Raw genomic sequence first — 26,790 nt, forward strand, 5'->3', positions numbered from 1 at the left:
CCATGCCTCACGCGGCCTGGCCTGTTGATCCCGGGATGATCGCGCCCTTTCTGGCCGCGATCATCCTGATCGAACTGACGCCGGGGCCCAACATGGCCTATCTGGCGGCGCTGTCGGCGGCCCATGGCCGACGCGCGGGCCTGATGGCTGTAGCCGGGGTCACCTGCGGCCTGTCCGTCTACATGCTGGCGGCGGTGTTCGGCCTGACCGAAGTCTTCCTGCGCTATCGCCCGCTCTATGAGCTTCTGCGCTGGGCCGGGGTCGCCTACCTGCTGTGGATGGCCTATGATGCCTGGCGGTCCGCCAGTGATGCCGAGGCCGCCGATGTCCGCCAACCCTCGCGCTGGGTGCTGTTCCGGCGCGGCCTTCTGGCCAATCTGCTCAATCCCAAGGCGGCCCTGTTCTATGTCACCCTGCTGCCGGGGTTCATCAAGGCGGATCACGCGCCGCCGACGACCCAGGTTCTGATCCTGGGCCTGGTCCACATCGCCATCAGCGTCGGGATCCATGGCGGGATCGTTCTCGGCGCTGATCGCGCCGCCAGCCTGCTGGACCGGGCGCGCGGGCAGGTCTGGATCTCGCGGGGACTAGCCCTTGCCCTGGTTGTTGTGGCGGCCTGGATGGTCTGGGAAACCCGCCAGAGGTCCTGAGCGGTTCAGTCCTCGTCCAGATCGAACGGCAATTCGCTCTGGGAAGTCCTGGGATCGCGCTTGGCCTTTGAGACTGGCCTGTAGGTCGGTTTCAGGGGCGGAGAAGGATCGATCTCCCAGGGGGGCTCGTCGAGATCAAAGCTGGGTTCGTCGTCGTCCTCATCGAAATTGAACACCGGTTCCGGTGACGGCGGGGGCGACGCTGAAGCGGGAGGCGCGGGAGGCGCGGGAGGCGGCGGCGTGCGGCGGACGGGCTCGGGGTCCGGCTCGGGCCGGGGCGGCCGCGCTGCGGCCGGAGGTTCAGGAGCCGGCGCAAGCATCGGGGAGGGCGCGGGCAGGGGCTCCGGCGGGGGCGCAGGCACCGGGCGGGGCGGTTTGGGGCGACGGACGATGGCCTCACAGCGGGCGAGCCAGCGATTGGCTTCCTGCATGGCGTCGGCCGGCGACCGGCTTTCCCGACGCTGCTCGTCGCCCGGGGTCCAGAGGTCGAGATCAAAGTCCGGGTAGCGCGGATCGTCGAAGACCAGCCGCAGGGTCACGACATGTACGGACTGAGGGGCCACCTGGTCGACGGCCCGGCGGGTCTCGCCCCGGAACACCCGTCCGACCACCTGGCCGTCCACCAGCAGTTCGGCCCCCATCAGCTCGTCGATGCGATAGATCAGGCACCAGGTGCCACTGTCCCAGGCGACCGCCGCCAGTCCGGTGGCAAAGGAAAAGCCCGCCCCCCGACCGCGGCCATGGGCTAGGATCAGCACTTCGGGTTCGCCCTTCAGCACGTAGCGCAGGGCCCGGCGGATCCGCCGGTCGTCGTCCATGAACCAGATCGCCGCGCTGCCGAGGAAGGTCACCGCCGATCCGGCGATGGCCACAAACAGCAGGAGGCGGGCAAGTTCGCTCATGGCTGTCGAAGCTAGTCGGAATCCCGGATTCGCGACAGGGGGGAGAGGCCGACCGCTAAAGCCTCAGTTCGGCGACCACCGGGACGTGGTCCGACGGCTTTTCCTTGTCGCGCTCGTCACGGTGGATCACCACCTCGACCAGGTGATCGCTGGCCTGGGGCGACAGCAGGATGTGGTCGATGCGGATGCCCAGGTTCCGGGGCCAGGCCCCGGCCTGATAGTCCCAGAAGGTATAACCGCCGGGTGCCCCGTCGGCCTGCATATAGGCGTCGGTCAGGCCCAGATTCTTCAGCGCCCGGAAGGCGGCCCGGCTTTCGGGCTGGAACAGGGCATCGCCGGTCCAGGCCTCAGGATTGGCGACATCCTCGACCTCGGGAATGACATTGTAGTCGCCCAGGATGACCAGGGGCTCCTCGAGCGCCAGCAGGCCCTTGGCGTGGCTGTGCAGGCGACGCATCCAGGCCAGCTTGTAGGCGAATTTCTCGGTCCCGAGCGGATTGCCGTTGGGCAGATAGAGACCGCAGACCCGCACCGGGGTCGGGGCGGCGATCACGGCCTCGATATAGCGAGACTGCTCGTCGGTTTCGTCCTCCTGCAGGAACGGCAGGCCGCGCCGGACATCCTCCAGCGGGAACTTCGACAGCAGGGCAACGCCATTATAGGTCTTCTGACCGTGGACTGCGACATTATAGCCCAGCCTTTCAAAGGCTTCGGTCGGGAACTTCTCGTCGATGCACTTGATTTCCTGCAGGACCGCGACGTCCGGAGCCTGGGATTCGAACCAGGCGAGAACCCCTTCGAGGCGAGCATTGACAGAATTCACATTCCAGGTGGCGATACGCATTGACGGCTCCAGTGGGCGCGCGGAGGCTAGGGCGCATGACGCGAGCGCTCAAGACAGGGTTCAGGATTTCGGAAAAGGGACAGCAGATCCTGCTGGCCCTGATCACGTTCGTATGGGCGTTGGCCGCCCTGATCGGTGCCATTCTGGCGGTGTTCTCGCCCCTGGTCTTCGATGGTCCGGGCAATCTGGGCAATCCGGTGGCCTGGCTGGGCTTCGGCCTGGGAGCCCTGTTCTGGGCCGTTTGCATGCTGGCCCCGCTGGTCGGCTGGATGCAGTGGCGCAAGGGCAAACACACCGAGGCCTGGGCCGCGATGGCCGCACCCGTCGCCTGGGGCGGGCTGGCCCTGACCGTCCTGCAGTTCGTGCCCTCGTAGAGCCTGCGGCCCTACGGCGGCTATAGTGGCGCACTTTCTCGCCGACGAACCGGTATCCACTTCGTCGGAAAGCGCGTTCTAGATCGAGAAGCTGACGCCGCAGCCGCAGCTGGACTTGGCGTTGGGGTTGCGGACCCGGAACTCCGCGCCGGCCAGTTCATCGACAAAGTCGATCTCCGAACCCTTGAGAAGAGCCAGGGAGATCACATCGACCAGGGCCGCAGCCCCGTCGCGCTCAATCTTCAGGTCATCGGCCTCGGCGGCTTCCACCAGATCGAAACGGTACTGAAAACCGGAGCAGCCGCCGCCGTCGACCGCGACGCGCAGCATGACGGGGCGTCCCTCGGTCTGTCCGATGGCGTGAATGCGGCGCGCGGCGTTGGGCGAAAGGGTTACGGCTGTGTCGGTCATGGCTGTGGAAAACTCATCCTTGACCTATATGAGGATATCATCGCCCCAACGGAAGGGGTGAAAGCCCTGATGCGGTCCAAGAGTTGTTCATGACGTCTTCTCCCTACCTTGTCGCGCGCGCGCCCTATGCCGAGGATCCGACCCGGTCGCGGGGGCGTCGGTTCAAGGAGGACGAGAGCCGGACACGTACGCCGTTCGCCCGTGACCGGGACCGGATCATCCACACCTCGGCCTTTCGCCGGCTCAAGGAAAAGACCCAGGTCTTCGTGGCCCATGAGGGCGACAATTTCCGCACTCGCCTGACCCATTCGCTGGAAGTCGCCCAGGTGGCGCGTTCGCTGGCCACGGCCCTGGGCCTCGACTCCGATCTCGCCGAGACCATCGCCCTGGGCCACGATATCGGCCACCCGCCCTTTGGCCATGCCGGCGAGGACGAGCTGCAGGACAAGATGAAGCCCTATGGCGGCTTTGATCACAACGTTCAGACCTTCCGGGTGGTGACCGAACTCGAGCACCGCTATCCGGACTTTCTGGGCCTGAACCTGACCTGGGAAACCCTCGAGGGGATCATCAAGCACAACGGCCCGGTGACCGAGAAGCTGGGCAAGCCCTCCTGGAAGGCCATTTCCAAGTACGACAACGAGTACAATCTGGGCCTGGGCACCTGGGCCTCGGCCGAGGCCCAGGTCGCCGCCCTGGCCGACGACATCGCCTACAACAACCACGACGTCGATGACGGGGTCGAGGCGGGGCTGTTTGGCCTCGACGAACTGCTGGACGTGCCGCTGATCGGGCCGATCCTGTTTGCGGTGAAGAGCGAGCGGCCGGACCTGGACGCGCGACTGACCCGCCTGGAGGCCGTGCGCCGCATGATCGGGGCCATGGTCGACGACGTCATGGGCGAGACCCTGCAAAGGGCGGCCGCTACCGGCGTGCAGTCCGCCGATGCCGTTCGGGCGCTGGACCATGCGCTGGTGGCCTTTTCGCCGGACATGGCCGAGGATCTGGCCCGCCTGCGGCAGTTCCTGCACGCCCGCATGTACCGCCACTGGCGGGTCAATCGCACACGCAGCCAGGCGCGCCGGATTCTCGCCGAGATGTTCACGCTGTTTCTGGCCGAGCCGGATGTCCTGCCGTCGGTCTGGTTCGAGAAGTCGCAGAACCGCGACGAGGCCGGGCGCGCCCGGGTGGTCTGCGACTATATCGCCGGCATGACCGACCGCTTCGCCATCGAGGAACATAGGAAGCTGTTCCAGCTCGACGTCTGGAACTAGGCTCGGCCCAACGAACGCCGTCCCCCCTATCTGGGGAGGGAATGGGCGTTTCCATGAAAACGTGATGGCTCAGGCGGTTATGGCCGGCTTGCGCCTTCGGTAAACTAGGTTCGCCCACGCGTGATTCGGCGGGCCGAGCCGCGTGCGTACAAGTCTGGAGCCTAATCGCGATGTCTGATCCCCACCGCGGCGCCTATACGCCGCCGACCGATGCGCCGCTGTCGTTCGATGCGCGTCAGCCGGTGCGCGGATCCCGTCCCCTGCCCATGACCCTGATCATCAGCGCGGTCGTGCTACTGACCCTGGTGGTGGCGGTGGTGCTGATCTATCGCGGCGGGGTTCGCGGTCCCAACGAGCCGCCGCGCACGGTCGGTTCGCAGGTCGCCGAGGTCAAGACGCCGCCGGCCGCCGGCAGCCAGCCCACGGATCCGGCCGCCGGCCTGCAGATCTATCGCAACGAAGAGAACCAGCCCTCGCCCACCTTCGCCGCCCAGCCGGAAACCCCGCTGCCGCGTCCGACCGCGCCGGTCGAGGCTACCCCGGTCGAGACCGCCGCGCCGAAACCCGCCGCGCTGAAGCCTGCTGCCAAGCCCGCGCCGGCCCCGACCATCGAGACCCTGGCGACTGCCGCCATTGCGCCGGCACCCAAGCCGGTCGCCGCCAAGCCGGTCGTGGTCGCTACGGCCACGGCCGCGGCCCCCAAGCCGGCCAGTGCGGCCGGCGGTGCGGCCATGGTCCAGATCGGTGCCCTGTCGTCGCCCGCCCTGGCCGACAAGGCCTGGAGCGAGGCTGCCCGCCTGGCCCCGGGTCTGGCCGCCGGCAAGGGCAAGAAGGTCGAGGCGATCGACAAGAACGGCACGACCCTCTACCGCACCTCTGTGACGGGTTTCGCCAGCCGCGAGGCCGCCAAGGCCTTCTGCGATGCCATCTCGGCCGCGGGCAAGTCCTGCTTCGTGAAGTAGGGCCAGACGCTTGAGCACCTCCGCTGCGATCCTCGGCTGCGCCGGGACGACCCTGACGGCCGATGAAGTCGCCTTTTTCCGGGACGTGAAGCCCTGGGGCTTCATCCTGTTCCGGCGCAATATCGACACGCCCGAACAGACCCTGGCCCTGACCCAGGCCCTGCGCGACACGGTGGGCCGGCCCGACGCGCCGATCCTGATCGACCAGGAAGGCGGCCGCGTCGCCCGCCTTCAGCCGCCGCACTGGAAGCTTTATCCGCCTGGCCGCGCCTATGGCGAGCTGGTGGCCAATGATCCTCTGGTCGCCCGGGAGATCACCCGCCTGGGCGCGCGCCTGATCGCCCATGACCTGCGGGCCATCGGCGTCAATGTCGACTGCGTGCCGGTCCTGGATGTGCCCGACCCCAAGGGCCACGAGATCATCGGCGACCGCGCCTATGGCGACACGCCCGAGCAGGTGGCCAGTCTCGGCCGCGCCGCCGCCGAGGGCCTGCTGGCCGGCGGCGTCCTGCCGATCATCAAGCACATTCCCGGCCATGGCCGCGCCATGAGCGACAGCCATCTGGAACTGCCGGTGGTCAAGGCCAAGCTGGCCGAGCTCGACGCCCGCGATTTCGCCCCGTTCCGGGTGCTGTCCGACATGCCGATGGCGATGACCGCCCATGTCGTCTACACGGCCATCGACCGCAAGCGCCCGGCCACGACCTCGAAGAAGGCCATCAAGAAAATCATCCGTGAATCCCTCGGCTTCGACGGACTTCTGATGAGCGATGACCTGTCGATGAAGGCCTTGTCGGGCGACTTCCGGCAAAGGGCCAAGGACAGTCTGGCGGCCGGTTGCGATGTGGTCCTGCACTGCAATGGCGACATGGACGAGATGAAGGCCGTGATGGCCGGGGTCGGTGGCCTGTCCAAGGAGGCCCGCCGCCGGTCCCAGGCCGTGATGAGCCGGATCGTCAAGGTGGTCGAGCCGCTGGATGTCGCCGAGGCCCGCGCGCGGTTTGACGCGGCCTTCAATGGACGCTTTGCGTGACGACGGGCTTCCAGCCCACGCTCGACTTTGAAGCCGCCAATGAGGCGGCCGAGGACGGCGCGGCGCTGGTCATCGACATCGACGGCTTCGAAGGCCCCCTGCATGTGCTGCTGGCCCTGGCCCGCAGCCAGAAGGTCGACCTGCTGCAGCTGTCCATCACCCGCCTGGCCGAGCAGTATCTGGCCTTTGTCCAGCAGGCGCGGCGCGTGCGGTTCTCGCTGGCGGCCGACTATCTGGTGATGGCCGCCTGGCTGGCCTATCTGAAATCCCGCCTGCTTTTGCCCAAGCCTGAACGGGCCAGAACCGAAGAGCCGCCGGCCGAAGAGATGGCCGCGCAGCTGGCGTTCCGGCTCGCCAAGCTGGATGTCATGCGCAAGGCCGTCGAGGCCCTCAAGGAGCGTCCGCTGCTGAAGCGCGATGTCTTTATGCGCGGCGATCCCGAGGCGGTGAAGATCGTCTCCTCGACGCGGCTGGAGGGCGACCTCTATGGCCTGATGAGCGCCTACATCACCCAGCGCAAGAAAGAGCACAGCCGCCACTACGCCCCGCGACCGCCGACGGCCTATCCGCTGGAGGATGCCCGCGACCGGCTGCGCACCCTTTTGCCAAGGCTGGACGACTGGACGACCCTGGCGACCGTGGCTCCGGTGGAGCGGTCCCTGGACGAGGACGACGGCCCGTCGCCGGCCTCCTACCTGGCCTCTACCCTTGCCGCCTCGCTGGAACTGGTTAAGGAGGGCGTGCTGGAGGCGCGGCAGATGGAGGCTTTCACCGACATCTATCTGCGGAGCCGGGCCGAACCGCTGGAGGCCGTGGAGTGAGGGTTTGCAAAATCCCGGTCTCCCCGGCGAAAGCCGGGGCCCAGATTGAACCCAGGGCACCTGTATTCCTGGCAAGGTCGCAAAGCGGATCATCCCCAGACGCTCAGGCTGAATCTGGGCCCCGGTTTTCGCCGGGGAGACCGGTTATAGGGTGGCCATGACCCAGATCGACCCCCAGTTCACCGAGCGCTGCATCGAGGCCCTGCTGTTTGCGGCCGCCGAGCCGCTGAGCGATGTCGACCTGGCCAAGCGCCTGCCGGACGGTGCCGACATCCAGGCCGGGATCGCCGCCTTGCGGGCGCGATATGAGGGCAGGGGGATCGAGCTGGTCTGTGTCGCCAATCGCTGGCGCTTCCAGACCGCCACGGACCTGGCCTTTCTGATGACCGAGGAGCGCGAGGAGCCGCGCCGCCTGTCCAAGGCCGCCCAGGAAACCCTGGCGATCATCGCCTATCACCAGCCGGTCACCCGGGCCGAGATCGAGGCCGTGCGCGGCGTCCAGGCCAGCCGGGGCACGATCGATGTCCTGCTGGAGCTGGGTCTGGTGCGGATGCGCGGCCGTCGCCGCACGCCGGGCCGTCCGGTGACGCTGGGCACCACGGACGCCTTTCTCGAGCATTACGGCCTGGCGACCCTGTCCGACCTGCCGGGCATCACCGAGATGAAGGCCGCCGGCCTGCTGGAAATGAACCTGCCGCCGGGCTTTTCGGTGCCCGACCCGCTCGGCCTGCGCTCAGGCGAGGACGAGGATCCGCTGGAAGACGGCGACGAGGCCCCGGAATTTGCCCAGGACTTCCTGGGCGAGCTGGAGAAGGGTTGAGGTCAGGCGCGATAGCGCCCTTTGGCCTCCCCATTCCCGCCGTTGAATGAGGGAATGCACTGACTCTGCCAAAGGTCGGGTGCCGGTGCCGGATGCGGACATTGCGAACGTCTGAGAAGGGGGGCGGACAACACTATCCTTCTCCCCTTGCGGGAGAAGGTGTCAGCGAAGCTGACGGATGAGGGGATGAAAACCTTATCGGAATGGTCCGCGCGACCCCTCACCCGACCCGCTTCGCGGGCCACCCTCTCCCGCAAGGGGAGAGGGCAAGGCCTGCTTTGGGTCGTGAGGAGCCAGCAGCACAAACGCCCAAACCAGACCTTCAGATTGCCACCGCTAACCCGTGCCGGTCCCGGTGAACACTCGCCCCTGTGGCGGGACTCCCTCGATCCGCTGCAGGGGCGGACGTGTGGCGCGCCGGCGCGCCAATGGGCTTCAGGTGTCAGCTGAACCCGGGGTTCTCGCCACAAGGGCGGCAATGACGGTTGTTGAGGGGGAAGGGGGGCGGACAGACCCTTGGCTCCCTGCCTCGCGAACGCCTATATTGTCTGAGAGATTGTAACGACACGCCGCAGCGGCTAATGGGCCGCTGTCGCAAGGAGCATGGTCGCTATGGGTAGCATGAGCTGGATTCACTGGGTGATCGTGCTTGGGGTTGTCGCCCTGCTGTTCGGTGGCCGTGGCAAGCTGTCGGGAATCATGGGCGATGCCGCCAAGGGCATTCGCGCCTTCAAGGACGGCCTGAAGGACGACACCAGCAGCGAGAGCGCTGACAGCAAGGCCACCGGCGCGCTGCCGCGCACCGAAGCCGAAAAAGAAAAGTCGTAAGAACCCCGGGCGCGCTGGCGAACCCCGCCGCGCGCGTCCCCTTCACTTCGCGACAGCGGGCCAAGGCCCGCGTCGCACTAAGGCGCGTCAATGCTTCCTGATATCGGCGGCTCGGAACTTCTGGTCATCGCTGCGGTCGCCCTGATCGTGGTGGGTCCGAAGGATCTGCCCATGCTGCTCCGCAAGCTGGGCCAGTTCGTCGGCAAGATGCGCGGCATGGCGTCAGAATTTCGCGCCAGCTTCGACGAAATGGCTCGCCAGTCCGAACTCGACGACCTGCGTCGTGAGGTCGAGGCCATGCGGTCGGGCCAGTATGCCTCGCCCCTGCGCGAAGCGGCCGACCAGGCCAAGGACGTCGGCGTCGACCAGGTCTTTGCCGACATCGACGCCAGTCTGAGCAGCGGGGCCGTCCAGGTTTCGCCCCATGCCGGCTACCAGCCGATCGGTGCCGTCAGCGAACCCTCGATCCTGCCCCCCCATACCGCGACAGAACCGCCCGTCGCCAAGCCCCGCAAGCCGCGCGCCGCCAAGACCCAGGCCGTGGTTGAGCCCCCGGTCGCCAAGGCTGCGCCCCGCAAGCGCGCGCCAAAGGCCGAGGTCGTGGTCGAGGCTCCCAAGGCGGCTCGCGCCCCGCGCCGCAAGGCCGTCAAGGCCGGCGGCTCAACCGCATCGGATATCGTCTCGTGACCGAAGCGATCGGCCATCAGCCCGAAGACGAGATCGAAGCCTCGCGTGCCCCGCTGCTGGACCATCTGGTCGAGCTGCGCATGCGCCTGATCATCTGTGTGATTGCGCTGTTCGTCGGTTTCGGCGTCTGCTTCGCCTATGCCGACCAGATCTTCCTGTTCCTGGTCAAACCCTTCACCGTGGCCCAGCAGCTGCTGGCGGCCCAGCATTCCGGCGGCAAGCACGGTCCGTTCGATCTGCTGCTGGCCCTGGTCGGTCTCAAGGACATCCCGACCGGTTCGACCAAGGCGCTCGACCTCGTCTATACGGCGGCCCTGGAGTTCTTTTTCACCAAGATCAAGCTGGCGGGCTTCGGCGCGGTGGTCCTGACCTTTCCGGTCCTGGCCTGGCAGCTCTACCGGTTCGTTGCGCCGGGCCTCTACAAGAATGAGCGCGGGGCCTTCCTGCCGTTTCTGCTGGCCTCGCCCCTGATGTTCACCCTCGGCGCGGCGCTGGTCTATTATATCATGCTGCCGTTCGTGCTGTGGTTCTCGCTGAGCCAGCAGGTCTCTACGGCCGGCATCTCGATCCAGCTTCTGCCCAAGGTCAGCGACTATCTGACCCTGGTGACCTCGCTGCTGCTGGCCTTTGGCCTCTGTTTCCAGCTGCCTGTGGTGGTGTCGCTTCTGGGCCTGGCCGGGATCATTTCCAGCAAGCTCCTGCGCGAGGGCCGCCGCTATGCGATCGTCGGCGTGTTTATCGCGGCGGCCATCCTGACCCCGCCCGATCCGATCAGCCAGCTGACCCTGGCCATCCCGATGTGCCTGCTCTACGAAATCGGCATCTGGTGCGTCTGGCTGATTGAGCGCGGCAAGGCGCGGGACGAGAAGAAGCGCAACGAGATCGTCCCGGTCTAGGGTCAGAGGGCGGCGAGCCTGATCCCTCGGCGGGGCTGGCGCTCGGCTTTCGACAAGCCCTCAATCATGGCGCGCTTGCACCGCGCGTACGAAAACCTGTTCCTGAACCTGTTGAAGGACGAGGTTTTCGAGCCGTGGCGGCCACCGTCCTCACGGCCTTGTCCCGTGCGCTATTGCGCCGTCCGGCCTCCGGCCGTGGTGCAGGGCGCTGATCCGGGTGTGAGGTCTGTTCGAGCCGCCGGCCCGCAATCGATCTGGGCGTTGGGCCCACCGGGGAACAGTCGCTGGATGACCCAACAAAAAAGCCTCCGCCCTGGAAAGAGCGGAGGCCTTCTGGTTTCCGGGGCCTGTTCAGGCGCCGTGAAGCGTCAAGCTTACATGGCAGCCAGTTGCTTGGGCTGGTTGTTCATGGCTTGCAGCTGGGCCTTGGCGGCGCGGACGGTGCCGCCGACGCAGGCCTGATATTCATTGCGGTTGGCGAAGTCCTTGGAGGCCTTGCAGACCGCTTCGGCGGCGGCGCGGATCTCGGCATGGATCTGGTCGGTCGACTTACCCTTCACCGAGACGCGTACGATGGTCACGGCTTCCTGAGTCGTGGCGACCTTCGTGGCACCGGTGCGGGCCTTCTGCAGGGAGGCCAGCTGGCGGTTTGCGTCGATGGTCGTGGATTCGATGCAGGCGGCGACCGAGACAGACTTCTCGTTGGCGCACACGGCTTCGGCGGCGGCCTTGATCTCGTTGCTGATCTGGACGCTGGTCTTGCCGGCGAGCGAGACGCGCACGAGGTTGGCGGCGCTGGCGGGGGCGGCGATGGCGGCCGAGACGGTGACGATGGCGGCGAGGGCTGCGAACTTCTTCAAGGTGTACATCCTGTATATTGAGGGGAGAAAACGCGGTTCTGCGTACTTGGATCTAGGTTTCTCAGCTTCACCTTAAATTGGAGTTCAAAAACAAAGTTAACGTGAATTATTGAAGGTATAGTGGGTAGATTCATCTTTGCGATAACGACGTTCTTGAAAACTGCTTTTGAAAGTATTCCTATCTGTTCTTAAGGTGCGCCAATCTGTCGCTGTGATTTCTGGGTGCGACTTGTTGTCGCAGCTGGTGGTCTCGGGACAACATGGCAGTTGGCGACGAATCCGTGACGCCATGCCCCCCTGAAAAGGTTGGCACCTCAGCCGACGCGCCTTAGAGAGGGCGCTTCTCTAAGCCACTCCTCGAGCCCGCTTCCGATGCACGACATCAAGGCCATCCGCGACAATCCTGAAGCCTTTGAAGCCGCCTGGTCGGCCAAGGGGCGGTCGGGCGCGGCCGCTGAAGCGGTCAGGCTGGACGCCCAGCTGCGCGCCGCCCAGACCGCGCTGCAGGAAAGCCAGGCCAAGCGCAACGAGGCCTCCAAGCGCATCGGCATGGCCAAGGCCCAGAAGGACGAGGCCCAGGCCCAGACCCTGATGGCCGAGGTCGAGACCCTGAAAGCCCTGATGGCCGAGGCCGCCGTGCTGGAAGCCGAGGCCGGTAGCCAGCTCAAGGACCTGCTGGCCAGCCTGCCCAACATCCCGGCCCACGACGTGCCGCCCGGCGAGGATGAGGCGGGCAATATCGAGATCCGCCGTTGGGGCGATGCCTCGACCCTGCCCGCGGGTCGCCTGAACGCCCCGAAGGATCACGTCGACCTGGGCGCGGCCCTGGGCGGCATGGACTTCGAAGCCGCCGCCCGCATGAGCGGTGCGCGCTTTGTGGTGCTCAAGGGCCAGATCGCCCGGCTGGAACGGGCGCTAGGCCAGTTCATGCTCGACCTGCAGACGGTGCAGCATGACTATATCGAGGTCAGCCCTCCGCTGCTGGTCAAGGACGAGGCGCTCTACGGCACCGGACAGCTGCCGAAGTTTGCTGAAGACCTGTTCCGGACCACAGCCGAGCACTGGCTGATCCCCACGGCCGAGGTCTCCCTGACCAATATCGTCCGCGAGCAGATCACCGACGAGGCCGCTCTGCCCCTGCGGATGACGGCCCTGACGCCCAGCTTCCGCTCCGAGGCCGGCGCTTCGGGTCGCGACACGCGCGGCATGATCCGCCAGCACCAGTTCTACAAGGTCGAGCTGGTCTCGATCACGACGCCTGACCAGAGCGAGGCCGAGCACGAACGCATGGTCGGTTGCGCCGAAGCAGTGCTGAAGGCCCTGAAGCTACCGTTCCGAACCATGCTGCTGTGTACCGGCGACATGGGCTTCGGGGCTCGCAAGACCTATGACCTCGAGGTCTGGCTGCCGTCGCAGAACACTTTCCGCGAGATCAGCTCCTGCTCGAACTGCGGCGACTTCCAGGCCCGGCGCATGGACGCCCGGTTCCGCAAGGCCGGCGAGAAGGGCACGCAGTACGTCCACACCCTGAACGGTTCGGGCCTGGCGGTCGGCCGCACCCTGGTGGCCGTGCTGGAGAACTATCAGGACGAAAACGGCGTCATCACCGTTCCGGAGGTGCTGTTGCCCTATATGGGCGGCATCACCCACCTCGGCGGTCAGGCCTGAGCCGCATGCGCATTCTGCTCACCAACGACGACGGCATCCATGCCCCCGGCCTCGTTGCGCTGGAGAAGATCGCCCGCGCCCTGAGCGACGACATCTGGATCTGCGCGCCGGAATACGAGCAGTCGGGGGCCAGCCGGGCCCTGACCCTGGCCGATCCGCTGCGCGTGCGCCGTCTGGATGATCGCCGCTTCGCCGTCGAGGGCACGCCCACCGACTGCGTGATGATGGCCGTCCAGCAGCTGATCGACGGTCCTGCGCCGGATCTGGTGCTGTCGGGGGTCAATCGCGGCCAGAACATCGCCGAGGATGTCACCCTGTCGGGCACGGTGGCCGGTGCCATCGAGGGCATGGCCCTGGGCATCCGCTCGATCGCCCTGTCCCAGGCCATGAACTATTTTCATGATGAGGTCGTCGCCCACTGGGAGACCGCCGAGACCTTTGGTCCGGGGATCATCCAGCGCCTGCTGGAGGTGGGCTGGCCCGCCGACGTGATCATGAACGTCAATTTCCCGGCCCTGCCGCCGGAACAGGTGACGGCGGTCGAGGTCACGCGCCAGGGCTTCCGCGACGGCCACCTGCGCCACTGGGACAAGCGCACGGACCTTCGGGGCCGCGACTACTACTGGATGGGGTTCACCGCCACGCCGTCAAAGCCCAAGGACGGCACCGACCTCAAGGCGGTCTATGAGGGCCGGATTTCGGTCACGCCCCTCCATATCGATCTCACGCACAATGAAACCGTCCATGCCCTGAAGGGGGTTCTGGGCGGCGCGCCGCCCAAGGCCGGAGGGCGCGGATGAGCGGCAAGGCCAAGATCGCGCCCACCACCGATCTGCCCCTCCTGATGCAGGCCCTGCGCGATCAGGGCATCACCGATCCCCAGGTTTTGGCGGCCATCGAGAAGACGCCGCGGGATCTGTTCACGCCCGATCTGTTCAAGGCGCGCTCCTGGGAGGACTCGGCCCTGCCGATCGCCTGCGGCCAGACCATCAGCCAGCCCTATATTGTCGGCCTGATGACCCAGGCCCTGACCATCGAGCCGCGCTCGCGTGTGCTCGAGATCGGCACAGGGTCGGGCTACCAGACTACCGTCCTCAGCCATGTTTCGCGGCTGGTCTATACGATCGAGCGCTACCGGACCCTGATGAAGGAGGCCGAGGCGCGTTTCGCCCGGCTTGGCCTGACCAATGTCATCACCAAGTTCGGGGATGGTGGCGAAGGCTGGGCCGAACAGGCGCCGTTTGACCGTATTATGGTCACGGCCGCCGCCGAAGATGATCCGAAACGCCTTTTGTCCCAGCTCAAGCCCAATGGTGTCCTCGTGGCGCCGATCGGGAAGGGGCCGGTTCAGAGCCTTCGGCGCTATGCCGGTGACGGCAAGGGCGGTTTCAAGGTCGAGGTGCTGTGCGACGTGCGGTTTGTGCCGCTGCTCGACGGCGTGGCCCGCGACCAGTGAAGCGGGAATGGGGGCGCGGCCTGTGCGGCGTCCTTGCGGTTAATGATTGATTTACCCTCACAGGGGCGTCTGGACGACTTGTGAGGAAAGGAGAGGCTATGAGGCAGTTGTGGACGCGCGCGGCGGTGATCGCCCTGACGGCTGGAACCCTCGCGGCCTGCGAGTCGACCGGGGGACCGCAATATCCCGCGCGCGACGGCCAGCCGGGCGGACCGGCTCCCAGGGCCCAGACCCCCAATTTCCCGATCACCCAGGCACCGGCCGCCGAGCCGCTCGATACGCGCCCGTCGGCCCCGGAAGTCATCCGCCGCGAGCCGATCCCGGTCGAGCCGGCACCGCCGACCTATAGCGAACCGCCGGTGACCCGGGCCGAGCTTCCGCCGCCGCCGCCGCCCCCGCCGCCGCCCCCGCCTCCGGCCCAGATCCGGCCCGCTGCCCCGATCATCGTGACCACGGTGGCCGGCCCGGTGGTGGACGTGCCCGGTAAGCCGCAGATGCGGATCGTGGAATCCGGCGACGCCCTGGACGCGATCGCCCGTGGCTTCGGTACGACCCGCGCCGAACTGGTCAAGCTCAACGACCTGGAGAAGCCCTACCGCCTGAAACTGGGCCAGAAGATCGTCGGGCCGGCCGGTCCGAAGTCCAAGGCCTATATCGTGCAGTCGGGCGACACGATGTTCGCCATCGCCAAGCGCTTTTCCGTCACAGCCGCCGCCCTGGCCGAGGAGAACGACCTCAAGGCCGGCGCGGCGATCAAGAAGGGCCAGAAGCTGCTTCTGCCCGACGGCTTCAAGGACAAGGGTCCGACCAAGACCGCCGTCGCTGCCCCGCCGTCCAGCACCCCGGTGACGACGCTTGCCGGTGCCTCGACGCCGCCTGCCGTCCGTCCGGCGGAGACGTCGCGTCCTGCGACCACCACCCAGGCCGCCCCGCCCCCCGTTTCCACCCCGGCGGCGAGCCCTTCGGTGACCCCGGCCAGCGTCACGACCACCACGACCACGACCAGTGTGACGGGAGCGGTGGTCACGGTGGCCGGACCGCGTCAGGTCTATACGGTGAAGTCTGGCGACACCCTGACGGCGATCGCCCGGCGCTTCGACATGAGCGTCAGCGACCTGGCCGAGGCCAATGATCTCAATCCCGACAAGGCCCTGAGGCTGGGTGCGAAGGTCAAGGGCCCGGCCACCACGGCCAAGGCCTATGTCGCCCAGACCGGCGACACCCTGACCGCCATCGCCAAGCGCTTCAATGTCACGCCCAAGGCCCTGGCCGCCGAGAACGACCTGAAGGTCACCGCCACCCTGAAGAAGGGGCAGAAGATCGTCCTGCCCGACGGCTACAAGGACAAGGGCCCGATCAAGACGACCACCACCTCAACCCGGCCGGCGGCCGGATCGACGGTGGCCCAGGCTCCGACGACAGGCGAATCCACCGTGACGACGCCGTCGGCGCCGATTCCCTACCGTCCCGGCCCGGCGACGCCGCGTCCCAGCGCTCCGGTCGCGGCCCTGCCGGTCAATCCGCCGCCCTCGCTGCCGGCCCGTCCGATCATCGAGAGCAGCGCCGCCCCGACCGAGGCCGAGATCATTGCCTCGGGCAAGGGCAAGTTCTCCTGGCCGCTGCGGGGTGAGATCATCTCCGACTTCGGGGTCAAGGGCACCGGCCAGCGCAATGACGGCCTGAACATCCGCGCTAATGCCGGCGCGCCGGTCGTGGCCTCGGCCGATGGCGAGATCGCCTATGCCGGCAACCAGGTGCCGACCTTCGGCAATCTGGTGCTGGTCAAGCATGCCGACGGCTGGGTCACGGCCTATGCCCATCTCGGCTCGACCGACGTCAAGATGCGTCAGCAGGTCGTCAAGGGGCAGCAGCTCGGTACGGTCGGTTCGACCGGCGGGGTCAATGAGCCCCAGCTGCACTTCGAGATGCGCTATGCGCCGACGGTCAAGGATAAGGCTCGCCCGGTCGATCCGGCCCTGCTCCTGCCGCGCTAGAATAAAGGACGGCCCGCTTCGCAAGAGGCGGGCCGTTCGGCTACTCGTCGCCCCAGCGCCAGCCCCAGGGCTTGTCGCTCTTTTTCCAGACCAGCACGACGACGCCGGCGATCAGTCCCAGATGCAGGCTGACAGTCAGCCAGGGATGCGCCTGGACGAGGGGCGCGGGCAGGGCAGACAGGCCGATCATTGCGGCTATGAAGGCCACCAGCACCACCCAGCCTTCCCAACTGCACGGCAGGCCCGCGCCGAAGCCGTATGACTTTGTCCGAAACCACGGCTTGGCCATGGGGACTCTCCGGGTTGATTTCCTGCCCGATTATAAACCAAGCGGCGAGCGGTGTCTTGCGATCCCGGGACTTGTCCCCTGGCCCCTTCGTTCCGTCGCGCCGTGAGATTTCAGGCTGGCTCCGTTCGGCGCGAAGGGTGGAGTGCCTTCCGGCTAACGCCGCAGGCCCCCTCCTGACCTGCTACGCAGGTCGTCCTCCCCCCCTGCGGGGGGAAGATGAGATCGTCGCCCTTCATCTTCCCCCTCCGGGGGAAGACGATCGCGAAGCGATCCGTAGGGGGCAAGTGCGGGGATGAACTGCCCTAATTCCCGTTTCGGTTTCGAACAAATCCGTGCGAAATCAACGCTCTGAAAAAACAACCATCGCGCCAATCCGACGCGCTGAAACCTGCCGCATAATCAACCCACCTCGTCGCGGGGAAAGGGCGCAGGGCCAGCGACCATTGCGGCGTCGGGGGGTGATCGAGCGGGACTGGGCTTCAGGGGGATACTGAAGCGTGTCCGGGGATCTGGTTGCTGGCCAGACCCGCCCGCCGTCGGCGTGGTTGAAGGCAAAAGGGCGTGTCTGGCTGTAAGCCCGTCCTCTTCGACCGCCGGAACGCGCTGGAAACGGCGCGATCCGGGTCCCGGTAAGGCCTCAACAGGGCCACCTGGCGGGAGGCTGGCGGATAACGGTGACGCGGAGCGGTCGGCTTCGTCGAGACGGTTACTCTATCCAATCATCCGGACGTTGTCCGGACGCTCCGCGACCCTTTCCATCACCCTCGCAGCCCAAGCGCGAGGGCGCGCGGCCATGTCCAGGGCCTGGCCGCTAAGCCGGCAGCCCCTTGCCCAGCTCCCCGGCCAGATCGCGGATGAACTGCCAGGCCACGCGGCCCGAGCGCGCGCCGCGCAGCTGCGACCATTGCAGGGCCCTGCGGTCGAGGTTCTCGACCACCAGGTCGAAGCGTTCGGCATAGGCGCGGATCGCCTGCAGATAGGTCGCCTGATCCATGGGCGGAAAGCCGATCCACAGACCGAAGCGGTCGGAGACGCTCATCTCCTCTTCAGCGTTCTCGGCGGCGGCAATGGCACCCTGGGTCTCGACATGGTCGCGCGGCATCAGATGACGGCGGTTGGAGGTGGCGACGAACAGGACATTTTCCGGCGGGCCGGCCACGCCGCCCTCCAGGGCCGACTTCAGGGCCTTGGCGGCCGCTGCGCCGTCCTCGAACGACAGGTCGTCGCACAGCACCACAAAGCGCTCGGCCCGCGTGCGTAGCAGATCAAACAACGGCGGCAGGGCGGCGATTTCGTCGCGATCGATCTCGATCAGCTTCAGATCGGCGTGGTCCCGACAGACCGCCATGAAGGCGGCCTTGGTCAGCGAACTCTTGCCTGTACCGCGCACGCCCCACAACAAAACGTGGTTGCACGGCAGGCCGGTGGCGAAGCGGTTCAGGTTCTCGACGAACCGGTCCTTCTGCCGCTCGACCCCGACCAGCAGGTCCAGGGCCATCGGATAATCCGGGGCGGCGACGAAGGCGTCACGCGCGCAGTCATGCCGAAAAAGGCGTCCGCCGCTGAAATCCGGCGGGGTTTTCGCGGCCGGTGCCAGCCGTTCAAGGGCGTTGGCGATCCGGGTGAGCAGGGCATTTTGGGCATCGATCATGGGCCGGTCCTAACCTTGCCGCGCCGTCATTGCAAAACAGCAGGTGAACGCATAGCTTCCGCCGACTTGGCGAGACCCTATATGGGTGTCCCGACCGCAGAAATTCTTGGAGACGTTATGTCCGGTGGCCTGAGCGCGCAGCTTATGCAAATTGCCCCCATCCTCCTGATGGTGGTGCTGTTCTATTTCATGCTGATCCGCCCGCAACAGAAGCGGGCCAAGGAACATCAGCTGATGCTGTCCAATCTGAAGCGCGGCGACAATGTCGTTCTGTCCAGCGGCGTGCTGGGCAAGATCGTGCGGGTCGAGGACAAGGAAGTCGGTCTCGAGATCGCTCAGGGCGTCACCGTCAAGGTGGTGAAGGGCATGATCACCGAAGTCCGCGCCAAGGGCGAACCCGCCCCGGCCAACGACCCCAAGAGCTGATCACCTAGATCGTCCGCCGACCACAGACGCCGCAAGGCGTCGTCCAGAGCCTTTAATCCATGCTGACACTGTCCCGCTGGAAGATCATCGTCGTCACCCTGTCGGTGATCTTCGGCCTTGTCTTCACCCTGCCGAACCTTCTGCCGCAAAGAACGCTCGACGCTCTGCCCGGCTGGGTTCCCAAGCAGAAGCTCAACCTGGGTCTCGATCTCCAGGGCGGCTCCTATCTGCTGATGGAGGTCGACACGGCCGCGCTGCGTCGCGAACGCCTGACCAATCTGGTCGAAGACGTTCGCACCAGCCTGCGGGGCGAGCAGATCGCCTTTGGCGACCTGCGCGAAGCCGGCGGCGTGATCAGCGTGCGCATTACCGACGCCGCCAAGGTCGATGAAGCCGCCAACCTGCTGCGGCAGTCGGTGGGCTCGCCCCTGGTCGGCGCGGTGGGCGGTCGCGACATCTCGGTCGCCACCCGCGACAACCAGCTGCTGGAGATCAGCTTCGTCCCCGAGGCCGCCAAGGCCGACGCGGCCATGGCCGTGGAGCAGTCGATCGAGACCATCCGTCGCCGCATCGACAGCCTGGGCACCAAGGAACCGACCATCACCCGTCAGGGCCTCGACCGGATCGTCATCCAGGCGGCCGGCGAAAGCGATCCCGAAAAGCTGAAGGCGGTGATCGGCAAGACCGCCAAGCTGACCTTCCAGATGGTCGACGAGAGCGTCACCCCCGAGGACATGGCGGCCGGCCGCATCCCGCCGGGTTCTGAAATGCTGCCCAGCGAGGACGGCTATGTTCCGGCCTATGTCGTGCGCAAGCGGGCCGTGGTGTCGGGCGACGAACTGACCGATTCCCGCCAGACCTTCGATTCCCAGAGCGGCAATCCTGTCGTCTCGTTCAATTTCAACGGCCAGGGCGCACGCAAGTTCGGCGATGCCACGGCCCGCAACGTCGGCAAGAAGTTCGCCATCGTCCTGGACGCCAAGATCATCTCGGCACCGGTCATCAATGGTGCCATCACGGGTGGTTCCGGGATCATCACCGGCAATTTCACGCCGGAGAGCGCTTCGGAACTGGCCCTGCTGCTGCGGTCGGGCGCTCTGCCCGCACCGCTGAACGTTGAAGAACAGCGCACGGTCGGAGCCGAACTGGGCGCCGACGCCGTCAAGGCCGGGGCAATCTCCACCCTTGTGGCCTTCATCACCATCGTCGTGTTCATGCTGCTGTCCTATGGCCTGCTGTTTGGCGGCATCTCGGTCATCGCCCTGGTGATCAACTGCACGATGATCGTGGCGGCCATGTCGATCACCCAGGCCACCCTGACCCTTCCCGGCATCGCCGGTCTGATCCTGACCCTGGCGGTGGCCGTGGACGCCAACGTGCTGATCTATGAGCGGATGCGCGACGAGGCCCGGGCCGGCAGATCGGCAATCATGGCCGCCGACGCCGGCTTCTCTCGTGCCATGAGCACGATCATCGACGCCAATGTCACCACCCTGGTGGCGGCAGGCATCATGTTTGCCTTCGGTGCCGGCCCGGTTCGCGGCTTTGCCTGGACCCTGTCGATCGGCGTGTTCACCTCGGTGTTCACCGCCGTGCTGGTCAGCCAGCTTCTCATCGGCTGGTGGTTCCGCGCCGCCCGCCCCAAGAAACTTCCGATCTGAGTGAGCGCACCCATGGCCTGGCCCCTGATCAAGCTGCTCCCGCAGAAAACCAACTTCACCTTCGTCAAGTTCGCACGCCTGATGGCGCTGATCAGCGCGGTCCTGGTGGTCGCCTCCCTGATCGGCGTCTTCAAGCCCGGGCTGAACCTGGGCATCGACTTCAAGGGCGGTTCCGTCATGGAAGTCTCGACTGCGCCCCGCGCGGTCGATCTGGCCAAGGTGCGCTCTACGCTTGAAGCCCAGGGTCTGGGCGATGTTCAGGTGCAGGCCTTCGGTGCCGTCGACCGCGCCCTGGTGCGGTTCCAGACCCCCGCAGGCGGCGACGCCGGCGTCACCCTGACCAATGCCAAGAACGCCCTGCGCCAGTCACTGGGCGACCCTGTGCAGTTCATCAATCCCTCTGCGGTCGGCCCCAAGGTTTCGGGCGAACTGTTCCGCAGCGGCATCATCGCCCTGGCACTCGCGATCGGCCTGATGTTCCTCTACATCTGGTTCCGCTTCGAGCCGCAGTTTGGCCTTGGCGCGGTTGCGGGTCTGCTGCACGACCTGATCCTGACCTTCGGCTTCATCGTGCTGTTCAAGATCGAGTTCAGCCTCAATACGGTCGCGGCCCTGCTGACCGTGATCGGCTACTCGATGAACGATACCGTCGTCGTGTTCGACCGCCTGCGCGAAAACCTGCGCAAGTACAAGAAGATGCCGCTCGGCGAGGTGATTGACCTCTCGATTAATGAAACCCTGTCGCGCACCATCATCACCGGCGTCACGGCCATCATGGCCCTGGCGGGTCTGGCGGTGTTCGGCGGCGAGGCGCTGTTTGGCTTCTCGGTCGTGATGATCTTCGGCATCGCCGTCGGCACCTATTCGTCGATCTATGTCGGCGCGCCGATCATCCTGCTGTGGGGCGTCAAGCGCGGCGACGAAGAGGCGACGCCGATCAAGCTCGGCGCGGCCTCGCGTCCCTGATCATGGCTGAACCGCGCCGTCCGCCCTCGATCGACGCCTGGGGCGGCGGCGGCTTCCGCGTCTCCGGCCTCTGGCATCCGGGCTCACTGCTGGTCATCGATGACAAGCCGCGGGCCTGGTCGGCCTCGGCCCTGGCGGCCCTGACCCCCGACGACTTCGTCGAGGTCTTCGCTGCCGGCGGCGCGGTCGAGTTCGTGCTGCTGGGCGGGGGGCTGGTCAATGCCCTGCCGCCCCGTGATGTCCGCGATGCCCTGAAGGCGGCGGGTATCGGCCTCGAATTCATGAGCACCGAGGCGGCGGCCCGAACCTATAATGTCCTGGCCAGCGAAGGCCGGCGGCTGGCGGCGGCCCTGATCGCCGTCTAGAAAGCGTTGTTTTCCGGGCTTTGCCCGACTCTTCGATCCGGCCTATAGCTTGCCGTCAAATTTCTTGGGTTCTTAGGGGGAACTTGGATGTCCGGACTTCTCGCGAACTTCCGCAACACCATCATCGTCAGCGTCCTGCTGTCAGTCGTGATGGCCGTTGGCTACTACATGCATGCCGGTGGCGGCCTGGTCTTCTTCGAAGCAGTGTTCCGCTTCATGCACGTGTTCTTCGGCATCCTGTGGATCGGGCTGCTTTACTATTTCAACTTCGTGCAGATCCGCGTCATGCCGCAGATCCCGGCCGAGCTGAAGCCGGCGGTCAGCAAGTACATCGCGCCTGAAGCCCTGTTCTGGTTCCGCTGGGCAGCCCTAGCCACCTGGGTCATGGGCGTGATCCTCGCCATGAGCCGCAACTATCTGTTCGAGGCCGCGACCCTGGGCTTGGCCGGCGGTTACTCGCCCGACGTCGACGCGCGCTACACCTTCATCGGCGTGGGCATGTGGCTGGCGACCGTGATGTTCTTCAATGTCTGGGTCTTTATCTGGCCCAACCAGAAGATCGCGCTCGGCATCGTCGAGGCCGATGCAGACGCCAAGGCCAAGTCGGCCCGACTGGCCATGCTGTTCTCGCGCACCAACACCCTGCTCAGCATCCCGATGCTGGCCACCATGACGATGAACCAGACGCTGTTCGGCTAAACCCCGACCAAAATCGTGTAAGGGGAGGGCCCGCCGGGGAATCGGCGGGCCCTTTCTCGTTTGAAGACCCATGGCCGACACCGAAACCCTCGACGATCTCGTCCGCCGCGTCGATCCCGACCGCTGGCTGGCCAGCCGCTTCATCGCCGACCCCGCAGCGCGGGCCGATGTGATCGCGCTCTATGCGTTCAATTACGAGCTGGCCCGGGTGGCCGGCGGGGTCTCCAACGCCCTGATGGGCGAGATCCGCCTGACCTGGTGGCGTGAGGCCATGGATGAGCTCGCGGCCGGCAAGGCCCCGCGCAAGCATCCCAATGTCGAGGCCCTCGCGGCCTCGGGCATCGACCCCCTGGCCCTGGCCGCCATGGCCGAGGCCCGGTTCGCCGATCTTGACGAGGTCCCGCCGGAAGACGAGGGCAGGGTGCTTGCCTATATCGACGCCACCGCCGGAGCCCTGGCCGTGCTGGCCGCCCGGCGGCTGGAGGCGTCCGCCGACCCGCACGCCGTCAAGGGCGCGGCCCGCGCCTATGGCCTGGCCGGTCTATGGCGGTTGAAACAGGCGGGACGGTCGCGCCTGCCGGAAGCGTGGACGCCGGTCGACCTGGCCCGGCGGGTGGCAGAGCAGCTGAAAGCCGCTCGCCGCGAGGTGAGGGGCCTGCCCGTCGCCGCCTTCCCGGCGATTGCAACGGCGGCCCTGGCCGGTCCCTATGCCCGGGAACGCGACCCGGGTGAGCTGGAGAAAAAGGCCCGCCTCACCTGGTCGGTGGCGACGGGCCGGGTCTAGAGCCCTTTCCGACCTGATGGCTTCATCAGGGTCGGGTGAAAAGGGCTCTAAATCAAAAGTTTAGAGCGTTTTTCGATCCGATAACCGTTTCACACTTATCGGAAAACGCTCTAGGCGGACTATTTCTTCTCGGCCGTCCAGGTGTTCAGCCAGTCCAGCACTTCCTTGTGCCACTGCACCGAGTTCTGGGCCTTCAGGACCCAGTGGTTCTCATTGGGGAAGTACAGCAGCTTGCTGGGCACGCCCTTGCGCTGCAGGGCGGTGAAGGTCGAGAGCCCCTGCTCGAGCGGCACGCGATAGTCGAGCTGTCCCTGCACGACCAAGGTCGGCTTGGTCCATTTGGCCACGTGGTCAGCCGGATTGAACTTCGTGAAGGTCGTGTTCGGCTCCCAGGGGGTGCCGCCGTTGTCCCACTCGGTGAACCACAGCTCCTCGGTCGCATAGCCCATGAAGCGGGTGTCGAAGATGCCGTCGTGATTGACCAGGCACTTCCAGGGCTCGTTCCAGTTGCCGGCGATCCAGTTGATCATGTAGCCGCCATAGGAAGCTCCCAGGGCGCAGGCCCGGTCGCCGTCCAGGAAGCTGTAGGCCTTGAGGGCGTGGCTCCAGCCCTTCTGCAGGTCCTCCAGCGGACGATCGCCCCAGTGCTGGCTGATCGAGTCGGTGAAGGCCTGGCCGTAGCCCGTGGAGCCGTGGAAATCGATCATCACCACGGCATAGCCGGCATTGGCATAGACCTGCGGGTTCCAGCGATAGCTCCAGGCATTGCCGAACGAACTCTGGGGCCCGCCATGGATCAGGAAGGCCACCGGATACTTGCGGGCCGGATCGAAATTGGCCGGCTTGACGACGAAGCCGTGGACGGTTTCGTCATTCCAGCCCTTGAAGTTGAACTGCTCGGGTTCGCCCCAGGCGACGCTCTTCAGGGCCTCGGCGCTGACGCTGGCGATCTTGACCGCAGGTCCCTTGGGCGGCAGCAGGAAGAGCTCCGACGGGCTTTTCAGGGAGTCCTGGGCATAGACCAGGCCCTGCGGTCCGACATCGAAGGCGCTGACATGGCCGGCGCCGGTCAGGGCCGTGACCTTGCCGGACTTGACGTCGATCGCGAACAGCTTGGCCTGGCCCACATCGAAGGCGGTGGCATAGATCGTCTTGCCGTCCGCGCTCCAGGCGACGGCGTCAGCCGAACGGTCCCAGTCCGGGGCCAGCTCGCGGTCCTGCTCGGTGGTCCGGTCGCGGATCATGATGCGGAAGCGGTCAGCCTCGAAGCCTGGACGGCTCATGGCGCGATAGACGGCAAACTTGCCATCCGGCGACGGTACGGGAGCCGTGTCCCAGGCCTTGTTGGCGGCGGTGCGATTGCTGATCGGCTCCGAGCCATCGAACTTGGCGACCCAGAAGTCGTAGTTGGTGCTCCAGGCCTCGTCCTTGCCGGCCAGCTTGGCTGTGAAGGCGACGCCGTCCTGCTCCGGGGTGATGACAAAGTCTTCGTCGCCGCCGAACGGCTTGGTGGGGCTGTCGCCGTCGAAGCCCTTCATCAGGTCGACGGGCGTCCCGGTCGCCACGCCCTTGTCGTCGAGCGCATAGGCGAACAGGTGGTTCTGGGTTCCGTTGTCCCAGGTATCCCAGTGGCGGACGAACAGGCGATCATAGACGACGCCCGTCGCCTTGGATGCAGCCTTGGCGGCGAGGCGGGCCTCGGTGCAGCCCAGGTCCGGGCAGTCCGGGAACACGGCCAGGCCGACGACGACGGTCTTGCCGTTCGGCGACACCTTGAAGGCCTGAACATCAAACGGCGTCCGGGTTACCTGCACGGCAGTCTGACCCGCCACGTCGGTGCGGAACACCTGGTCGGTCCCGCTGGCGCGGCCGGACAGGAAATAGATCGACTGGCCGTCGCTGCTCCAGCGGCCGCTGCTGGCCCCGCCGTCCGAAATCGCCAGGCGCTGCGGTGGGGTCCTGGCCTTCAGATCGGCGATCCACAGCGACATCGAGGCCTTGTTGGCCTCAAAATTCATCGTCCGGACCGAGTACAGGACATAACGCCCGTCCGGCGACACGCGGGGATCGCTCAGGCGGTTGAGGCTGGCCATGTCCTTGGCGGTGAAGACCTGCCGCTTTACGGGTTCCGGCGCGCCGGCCGCGAGGGCCGCACCGTCCAGGGTCACCATCAGGGCCAGGGCCGAAGCCGCCAAACGCAAACTGTTGATCTTGAAACGCAAGGTTCTGGCCTTTTTCTACCGGACGGAAGCGGTCAGCCTATCCCTGGCTTGCACGCGAGGCCAGCAGGGAGGGCGAAAGATCATCCTGGACGATCGTCCGCCGCCCAAGAAAAGGATGTGGCGAATTTGTGTCAAAAAATCGTCACGATTACAAAGGCTTGGAAGGTAACAATCCGAAACAGGACTTGCTTTGCCGCACTGCGGCATCGTCCCTAAATGGTACACAGGGCATAGAGCGGTCAAAGGACCGCCCGTGAACCGCCCATGAGTAGAGTTACAAGGGTCTTTCGTGTCGGCTTCGGCGTATTTTCAGCACACGGTCGCAGGACCGGTGATCTTTGCGGGGATCGGCCTGCACACGGGCGAGCATGTCCGTGTCGCCGTGCGGCCCGGCGGGATCGACACCGGGATCGTGTTCCTGCGCACCGATGTCCACGATCTGGACAACCGGGTTCCGGTCAAGCCGGATGCCGTCTGTCAGACCCAGCTGGGCACCGTGATCAATAATGCCGACGATGTTCGGGTCTCGACCATCGAGCACCTGATGGCGGCCCTGGCGGCCCTGTCGATCGACAATTGCATCGTTGAACTGGACGGTCCTGAGGTCCCGATCATGGATGGCTCGTCCGAGCCTTTCGTGCAGGTCCTGGACCGCGCCGGCCGCCGCCGGCAGGAAGCCGCCCGCAAATATATCGAGATCCTGGAGCCGATCCGCGTGGAGGAGGGCGACAAGGTCGCCAGCCTGACCCCGTCGGATCGCTTCGAGGTGGCCTTCGAGATCGCCTTCGGTAGCAAGGCCATCGGCCGCCAGCGCGTCGATCTGACTGTGGACGAAGAGTCCTTCCGGTCGGAGCTGTCGAACTGCCGCACCTTTGGCTTCGTCCGTGACGTCGAGGCCCTGCGTGCCATCGGTCTGGCGCGGGGCGGTTCGATGGACAATGCCGTCGTCATCGACGGCGATCGCGTTCTCAATCCCGAAGGTCTGCGCCGTCCCGACGAGTTCGTCCGCCACAAGGCTCTGGACGCGGTCGGCGACCTCTATGTGCTGGGTGCGCCGATCATCGGCCGCTTTGAAGGGGTTCTGGCCGGTCACGGCCTCAATAACGCCGTGGTTCGGGCGTTGCTGGCCCAGCCGCGCGCCTGGCGCCTGCGCACCCACGCGCTGGAACTGGCCGAGGCTGTCTAAAGAAAAGCGCGACCGGCGTTGTCGGCCTTCGCATTTGCGCCCTTGGCGGCGTGGTGTAGAA

General features: G+C 66.1%; 28 protein-coding genes. 21 read left to right on the forward strand and 7 right to left on the reverse strand.

All coding sequences use genetic code 11. The annotated features are described in order from the left end of the window. Positions 1-2 precede the first annotated feature (2 nt). Positions 3-650, forward strand: coding sequence for a LysE family translocator (locus tag ACW17U_RS04910; RefSeq protein ID WP_492055063.1), 648 nt, complete (start codon positions 3-5; stop codon positions 648-650). A 5-nt stretch (positions 651-655) separates the two neighbouring features. Here the strand turns inward: ACW17U_RS04910 and ACW17U_RS04915 are convergent, their stop codons facing one another. Together ACW17U_RS04915 and xth are read right to left on the reverse strand one after the other, a co-directional pair. Next, positions 656-1,552 carry a hypothetical protein gene (locus tag ACW17U_RS04915; RefSeq protein ID WP_492055064.1) on the reverse strand — a complete coding sequence of 299 codons (897 nt, stop codon included), beginning with the start codon at positions 1,550-1,552 and terminating at the stop codon, positions 656-658. A gap of 55 nt (positions 1,553-1,607) precedes the next feature. Then, the gene (gene xth, locus ACW17U_RS04920; protein WP_492055065.1) at positions 1,608-2,396 is read right to left on the reverse strand and encodes an exodeoxyribonuclease III; all 789 of its coding nucleotides are present in this window, start codon (positions 2,394-2,396) and stop codon (positions 1,608-1,610) included. Between the two features lie 35 nt (positions 2,397-2,431). Here xth and ACW17U_RS04925 point away from each other — a divergent pair, with 35 nt between their 5' ends. Then, a complete protein-coding gene (locus ACW17U_RS04925) occupies positions 2,432-2,770 on the forward strand; it encodes a hypothetical protein (RefSeq protein WP_236849461.1) in 339 nt (112 codons plus the stop codon). Positions 2,771-2,848: 78 nt separating this feature from the next. Here the strand turns inward: ACW17U_RS04925 and erpA are convergent, their stop codons facing one another. Further along, positions 2,849-3,181 (reverse strand): iron-sulfur cluster insertion protein ErpA, encoded by a 333-nt coding sequence (erpA, locus tag ACW17U_RS04930; RefSeq protein ID WP_062147421.1) that lies wholly within the window; start codon positions 3,179-3,181, stop codon positions 2,849-2,851. Between the two features lie 89 nt (positions 3,182-3,270). Here erpA and ACW17U_RS04935 point away from each other — a divergent pair, with 89 nt between their 5' ends. From ACW17U_RS04935 to tatC, 8 genes are all read left to right on the forward strand, one after another. After that, the gene (locus ACW17U_RS04935; protein WP_492055066.1) at positions 3,271-4,455 is read left to right on the forward strand and encodes a deoxyguanosinetriphosphate triphosphohydrolase; all 1,185 of its coding nucleotides are present in this window, start codon (positions 3,271-3,273) and stop codon (positions 4,453-4,455) included. Between the two features lie 170 nt (positions 4,456-4,625). Next, positions 4,626-5,417: a cell division protein FtsN gene (ftsN, locus tag ACW17U_RS04940; RefSeq protein WP_492055067.1), complete on the forward strand. Its 792-nt coding sequence runs from the start codon at positions 4,626-4,628 to the stop codon at positions 5,415-5,417. Between the two features lie 10 nt (positions 5,418-5,427). Next, positions 5,428-6,450, forward strand: a complete 1,023-nt coding sequence (gene nagZ, locus ACW17U_RS04945) for a beta-N-acetylhexosaminidase (RefSeq protein ID WP_492055068.1) — start codon at positions 5,428-5,430, stop codon at positions 6,448-6,450. Further along, a complete protein-coding gene (locus ACW17U_RS04950) occupies positions 6,447-7,271 on the forward strand; it encodes a segregation and condensation protein A (RefSeq protein WP_492055069.1) in 825 nt (274 codons plus the stop codon). Before nagZ ends, ACW17U_RS04950 begins: the two co-directional genes overlap by 4 nt. 157 nt (positions 7,272-7,428) lie before the next feature. Further along, on the forward strand, positions 7,429-8,091 hold the full coding sequence (scpB, locus tag ACW17U_RS04955; protein WP_492055070.1) for an SMC-Scp complex subunit ScpB: 663 nt from the start codon (positions 7,429-7,431) through the stop codon (positions 8,089-8,091). A 612-nt stretch (positions 8,092-8,703) separates the two neighbouring features. Beyond that, positions 8,704-8,919 (forward strand): twin-arginine translocase TatA/TatE family subunit, encoded by a 216-nt coding sequence (gene tatA, locus ACW17U_RS04960; protein ID WP_062147404.1) that lies wholly within the window; start codon positions 8,704-8,706, stop codon positions 8,917-8,919. Positions 8,920-9,009: 90 nt separating this feature from the next. After that, entirely contained in the window at positions 9,010-9,606 is a 597-nt protein-coding gene (tatB, locus tag ACW17U_RS04965) for a Sec-independent protein translocase protein TatB (protein ID WP_492055071.1), read from the forward strand. Next, positions 9,603-10,502, forward strand: a complete 900-nt coding sequence (tatC, locus tag ACW17U_RS04970) for a twin-arginine translocase subunit TatC (protein ID WP_062147398.1) — start codon at positions 9,603-9,605, stop codon at positions 10,500-10,502. Before tatB ends, tatC begins: the two co-directional genes overlap by 4 nt. A 374-nt stretch (positions 10,503-10,876) precedes the next feature. Here the strand turns inward: tatC and ACW17U_RS04975 are convergent, their stop codons facing one another. After that, the gene (locus ACW17U_RS04975) at positions 10,877-11,371 is read right to left on the reverse strand and encodes a hypothetical protein (RefSeq protein WP_166504220.1); all 495 of its coding nucleotides are present in this window, start codon (positions 11,369-11,371) and stop codon (positions 10,877-10,879) included. A 363-nt stretch (positions 11,372-11,734) separates the two neighbouring features. On the opposite strand from ACW17U_RS04975, the gene serS reads away from it, so the two are divergent. From serS to dipM, 4 genes are all read left to right on the forward strand, one after another. Continuing rightward, the gene (serS, locus tag ACW17U_RS04980) at positions 11,735-13,030 is read left to right on the forward strand and encodes a serine--tRNA ligase (RefSeq protein ID WP_492055072.1); all 1,296 of its coding nucleotides are present in this window, start codon (positions 11,735-11,737) and stop codon (positions 13,028-13,030) included. A gap of 5 nt (positions 13,031-13,035) precedes the next feature. Further along, positions 13,036-13,830, forward strand: coding sequence for a 5'/3'-nucleotidase SurE (gene surE / locus ACW17U_RS04985; protein WP_492055073.1), 795 nt, complete (start codon positions 13,036-13,038; stop codon positions 13,828-13,830). After that, a complete protein-coding gene (locus ACW17U_RS04990; RefSeq protein ID WP_062147388.1) occupies positions 13,827-14,486 on the forward strand; it encodes a protein-L-isoaspartate(D-aspartate) O-methyltransferase in 660 nt (219 codons plus the stop codon). The genes surE and ACW17U_RS04990 overlap by 4 nt, the downstream gene beginning before the upstream one ends. A gap of 98 nt (positions 14,487-14,584) precedes the next feature. Continuing rightward, positions 14,585-16,480: a cell division endopeptidase DipM gene (dipM, locus tag ACW17U_RS04995; protein ID WP_492055074.1), complete on the forward strand. Its 1,896-nt coding sequence runs from the start codon at positions 14,585-14,587 to the stop codon at positions 16,478-16,480. A gap of 40 nt (positions 16,481-16,520) precedes the next feature. On the opposite strand, the gene ACW17U_RS05000 is transcribed toward dipM, so the two are convergent. Together ACW17U_RS05000 and ACW17U_RS05005 are read right to left on the reverse strand one after the other, a co-directional pair. After that, complete coding sequence (locus ACW17U_RS05000) at positions 16,521-16,769, reverse strand: hypothetical protein (protein ID WP_062147382.1); 249 nt, start codon at positions 16,767-16,769, stop codon at positions 16,521-16,523. Positions 16,770-17,580: 811 nt separating this feature from the next. After that, entirely contained in the window at positions 17,581-18,420 is an 840-nt protein-coding gene (locus ACW17U_RS05005) for an ATP-binding protein (protein ID WP_492055075.1), read from the reverse strand. A 117-nt stretch (positions 18,421-18,537) separates the two neighbouring features. On the opposite strand from ACW17U_RS05005, the gene yajC reads away from it, so the two are divergent. The 6 genes from yajC (at position 18,538) to ACW17U_RS05035 (ending at position 23,321) form a co-directional block, all read left to right on the forward strand. Continuing rightward, complete coding sequence (gene yajC / locus ACW17U_RS05010; protein ID WP_084745932.1) at positions 18,538-18,846, forward strand: preprotein translocase subunit YajC; 309 nt, start codon at positions 18,538-18,540, stop codon at positions 18,844-18,846. Positions 18,847-18,905: 59 nt separating this feature from the next. Next, entirely contained in the window at positions 18,906-20,507 is a 1,602-nt protein-coding gene (gene secD / locus ACW17U_RS05015; RefSeq protein WP_492055076.1) for a protein translocase subunit SecD, read from the forward strand. Beyond that, positions 20,508-21,473, forward strand: coding sequence for a protein translocase subunit SecF (gene secF / locus ACW17U_RS05020; RefSeq protein WP_236849460.1), 966 nt, complete (start codon positions 20,508-20,510; stop codon positions 21,471-21,473). 2 nt (positions 21,474-21,475) lie between these two features. Next, complete coding sequence (locus ACW17U_RS05025) at positions 21,476-21,838, forward strand: Mth938-like domain-containing protein (protein WP_062147367.1); 363 nt, start codon at positions 21,476-21,478, stop codon at positions 21,836-21,838. A gap of 87 nt (positions 21,839-21,925) precedes the next feature. Continuing rightward, complete coding sequence (locus ACW17U_RS05030; RefSeq protein WP_492055077.1) at positions 21,926-22,537, forward strand: urate hydroxylase PuuD; 612 nt, start codon at positions 21,926-21,928, stop codon at positions 22,535-22,537. Positions 22,538-22,607: 70 nt separating this feature from the next. After that, positions 22,608-23,321, forward strand: coding sequence for a squalene/phytoene synthase family protein (locus ACW17U_RS05035; RefSeq protein ID WP_492055078.1), 714 nt, complete (start codon positions 22,608-22,610; stop codon positions 23,319-23,321). Positions 23,322-23,440: 119 nt separating this feature from the next. Here the strand turns inward: ACW17U_RS05035 and ACW17U_RS05040 are convergent, their stop codons facing one another. After that, positions 23,441-25,492, reverse strand: a complete 2,052-nt coding sequence (locus ACW17U_RS05040) for a S9 family peptidase (RefSeq protein WP_492055689.1) — start codon at positions 25,490-25,492, stop codon at positions 23,441-23,443. 340 nt (positions 25,493-25,832) lie between these two features. Here ACW17U_RS05040 and lpxC point away from each other — a divergent pair, with 340 nt between their 5' ends. After that, positions 25,833-26,729: a UDP-3-O-acyl-N-acetylglucosamine deacetylase gene (gene lpxC, locus ACW17U_RS05045; protein WP_062147364.1), complete on the forward strand. Its 897-nt coding sequence runs from the start codon at positions 25,833-25,835 to the stop codon at positions 26,727-26,729. Positions 26,730-26,790 lie beyond the last annotated feature (61 nt).

The sequence above is a fragment of the Caulobacter sp. AVps16 genome (assembly GCF_058681455.1).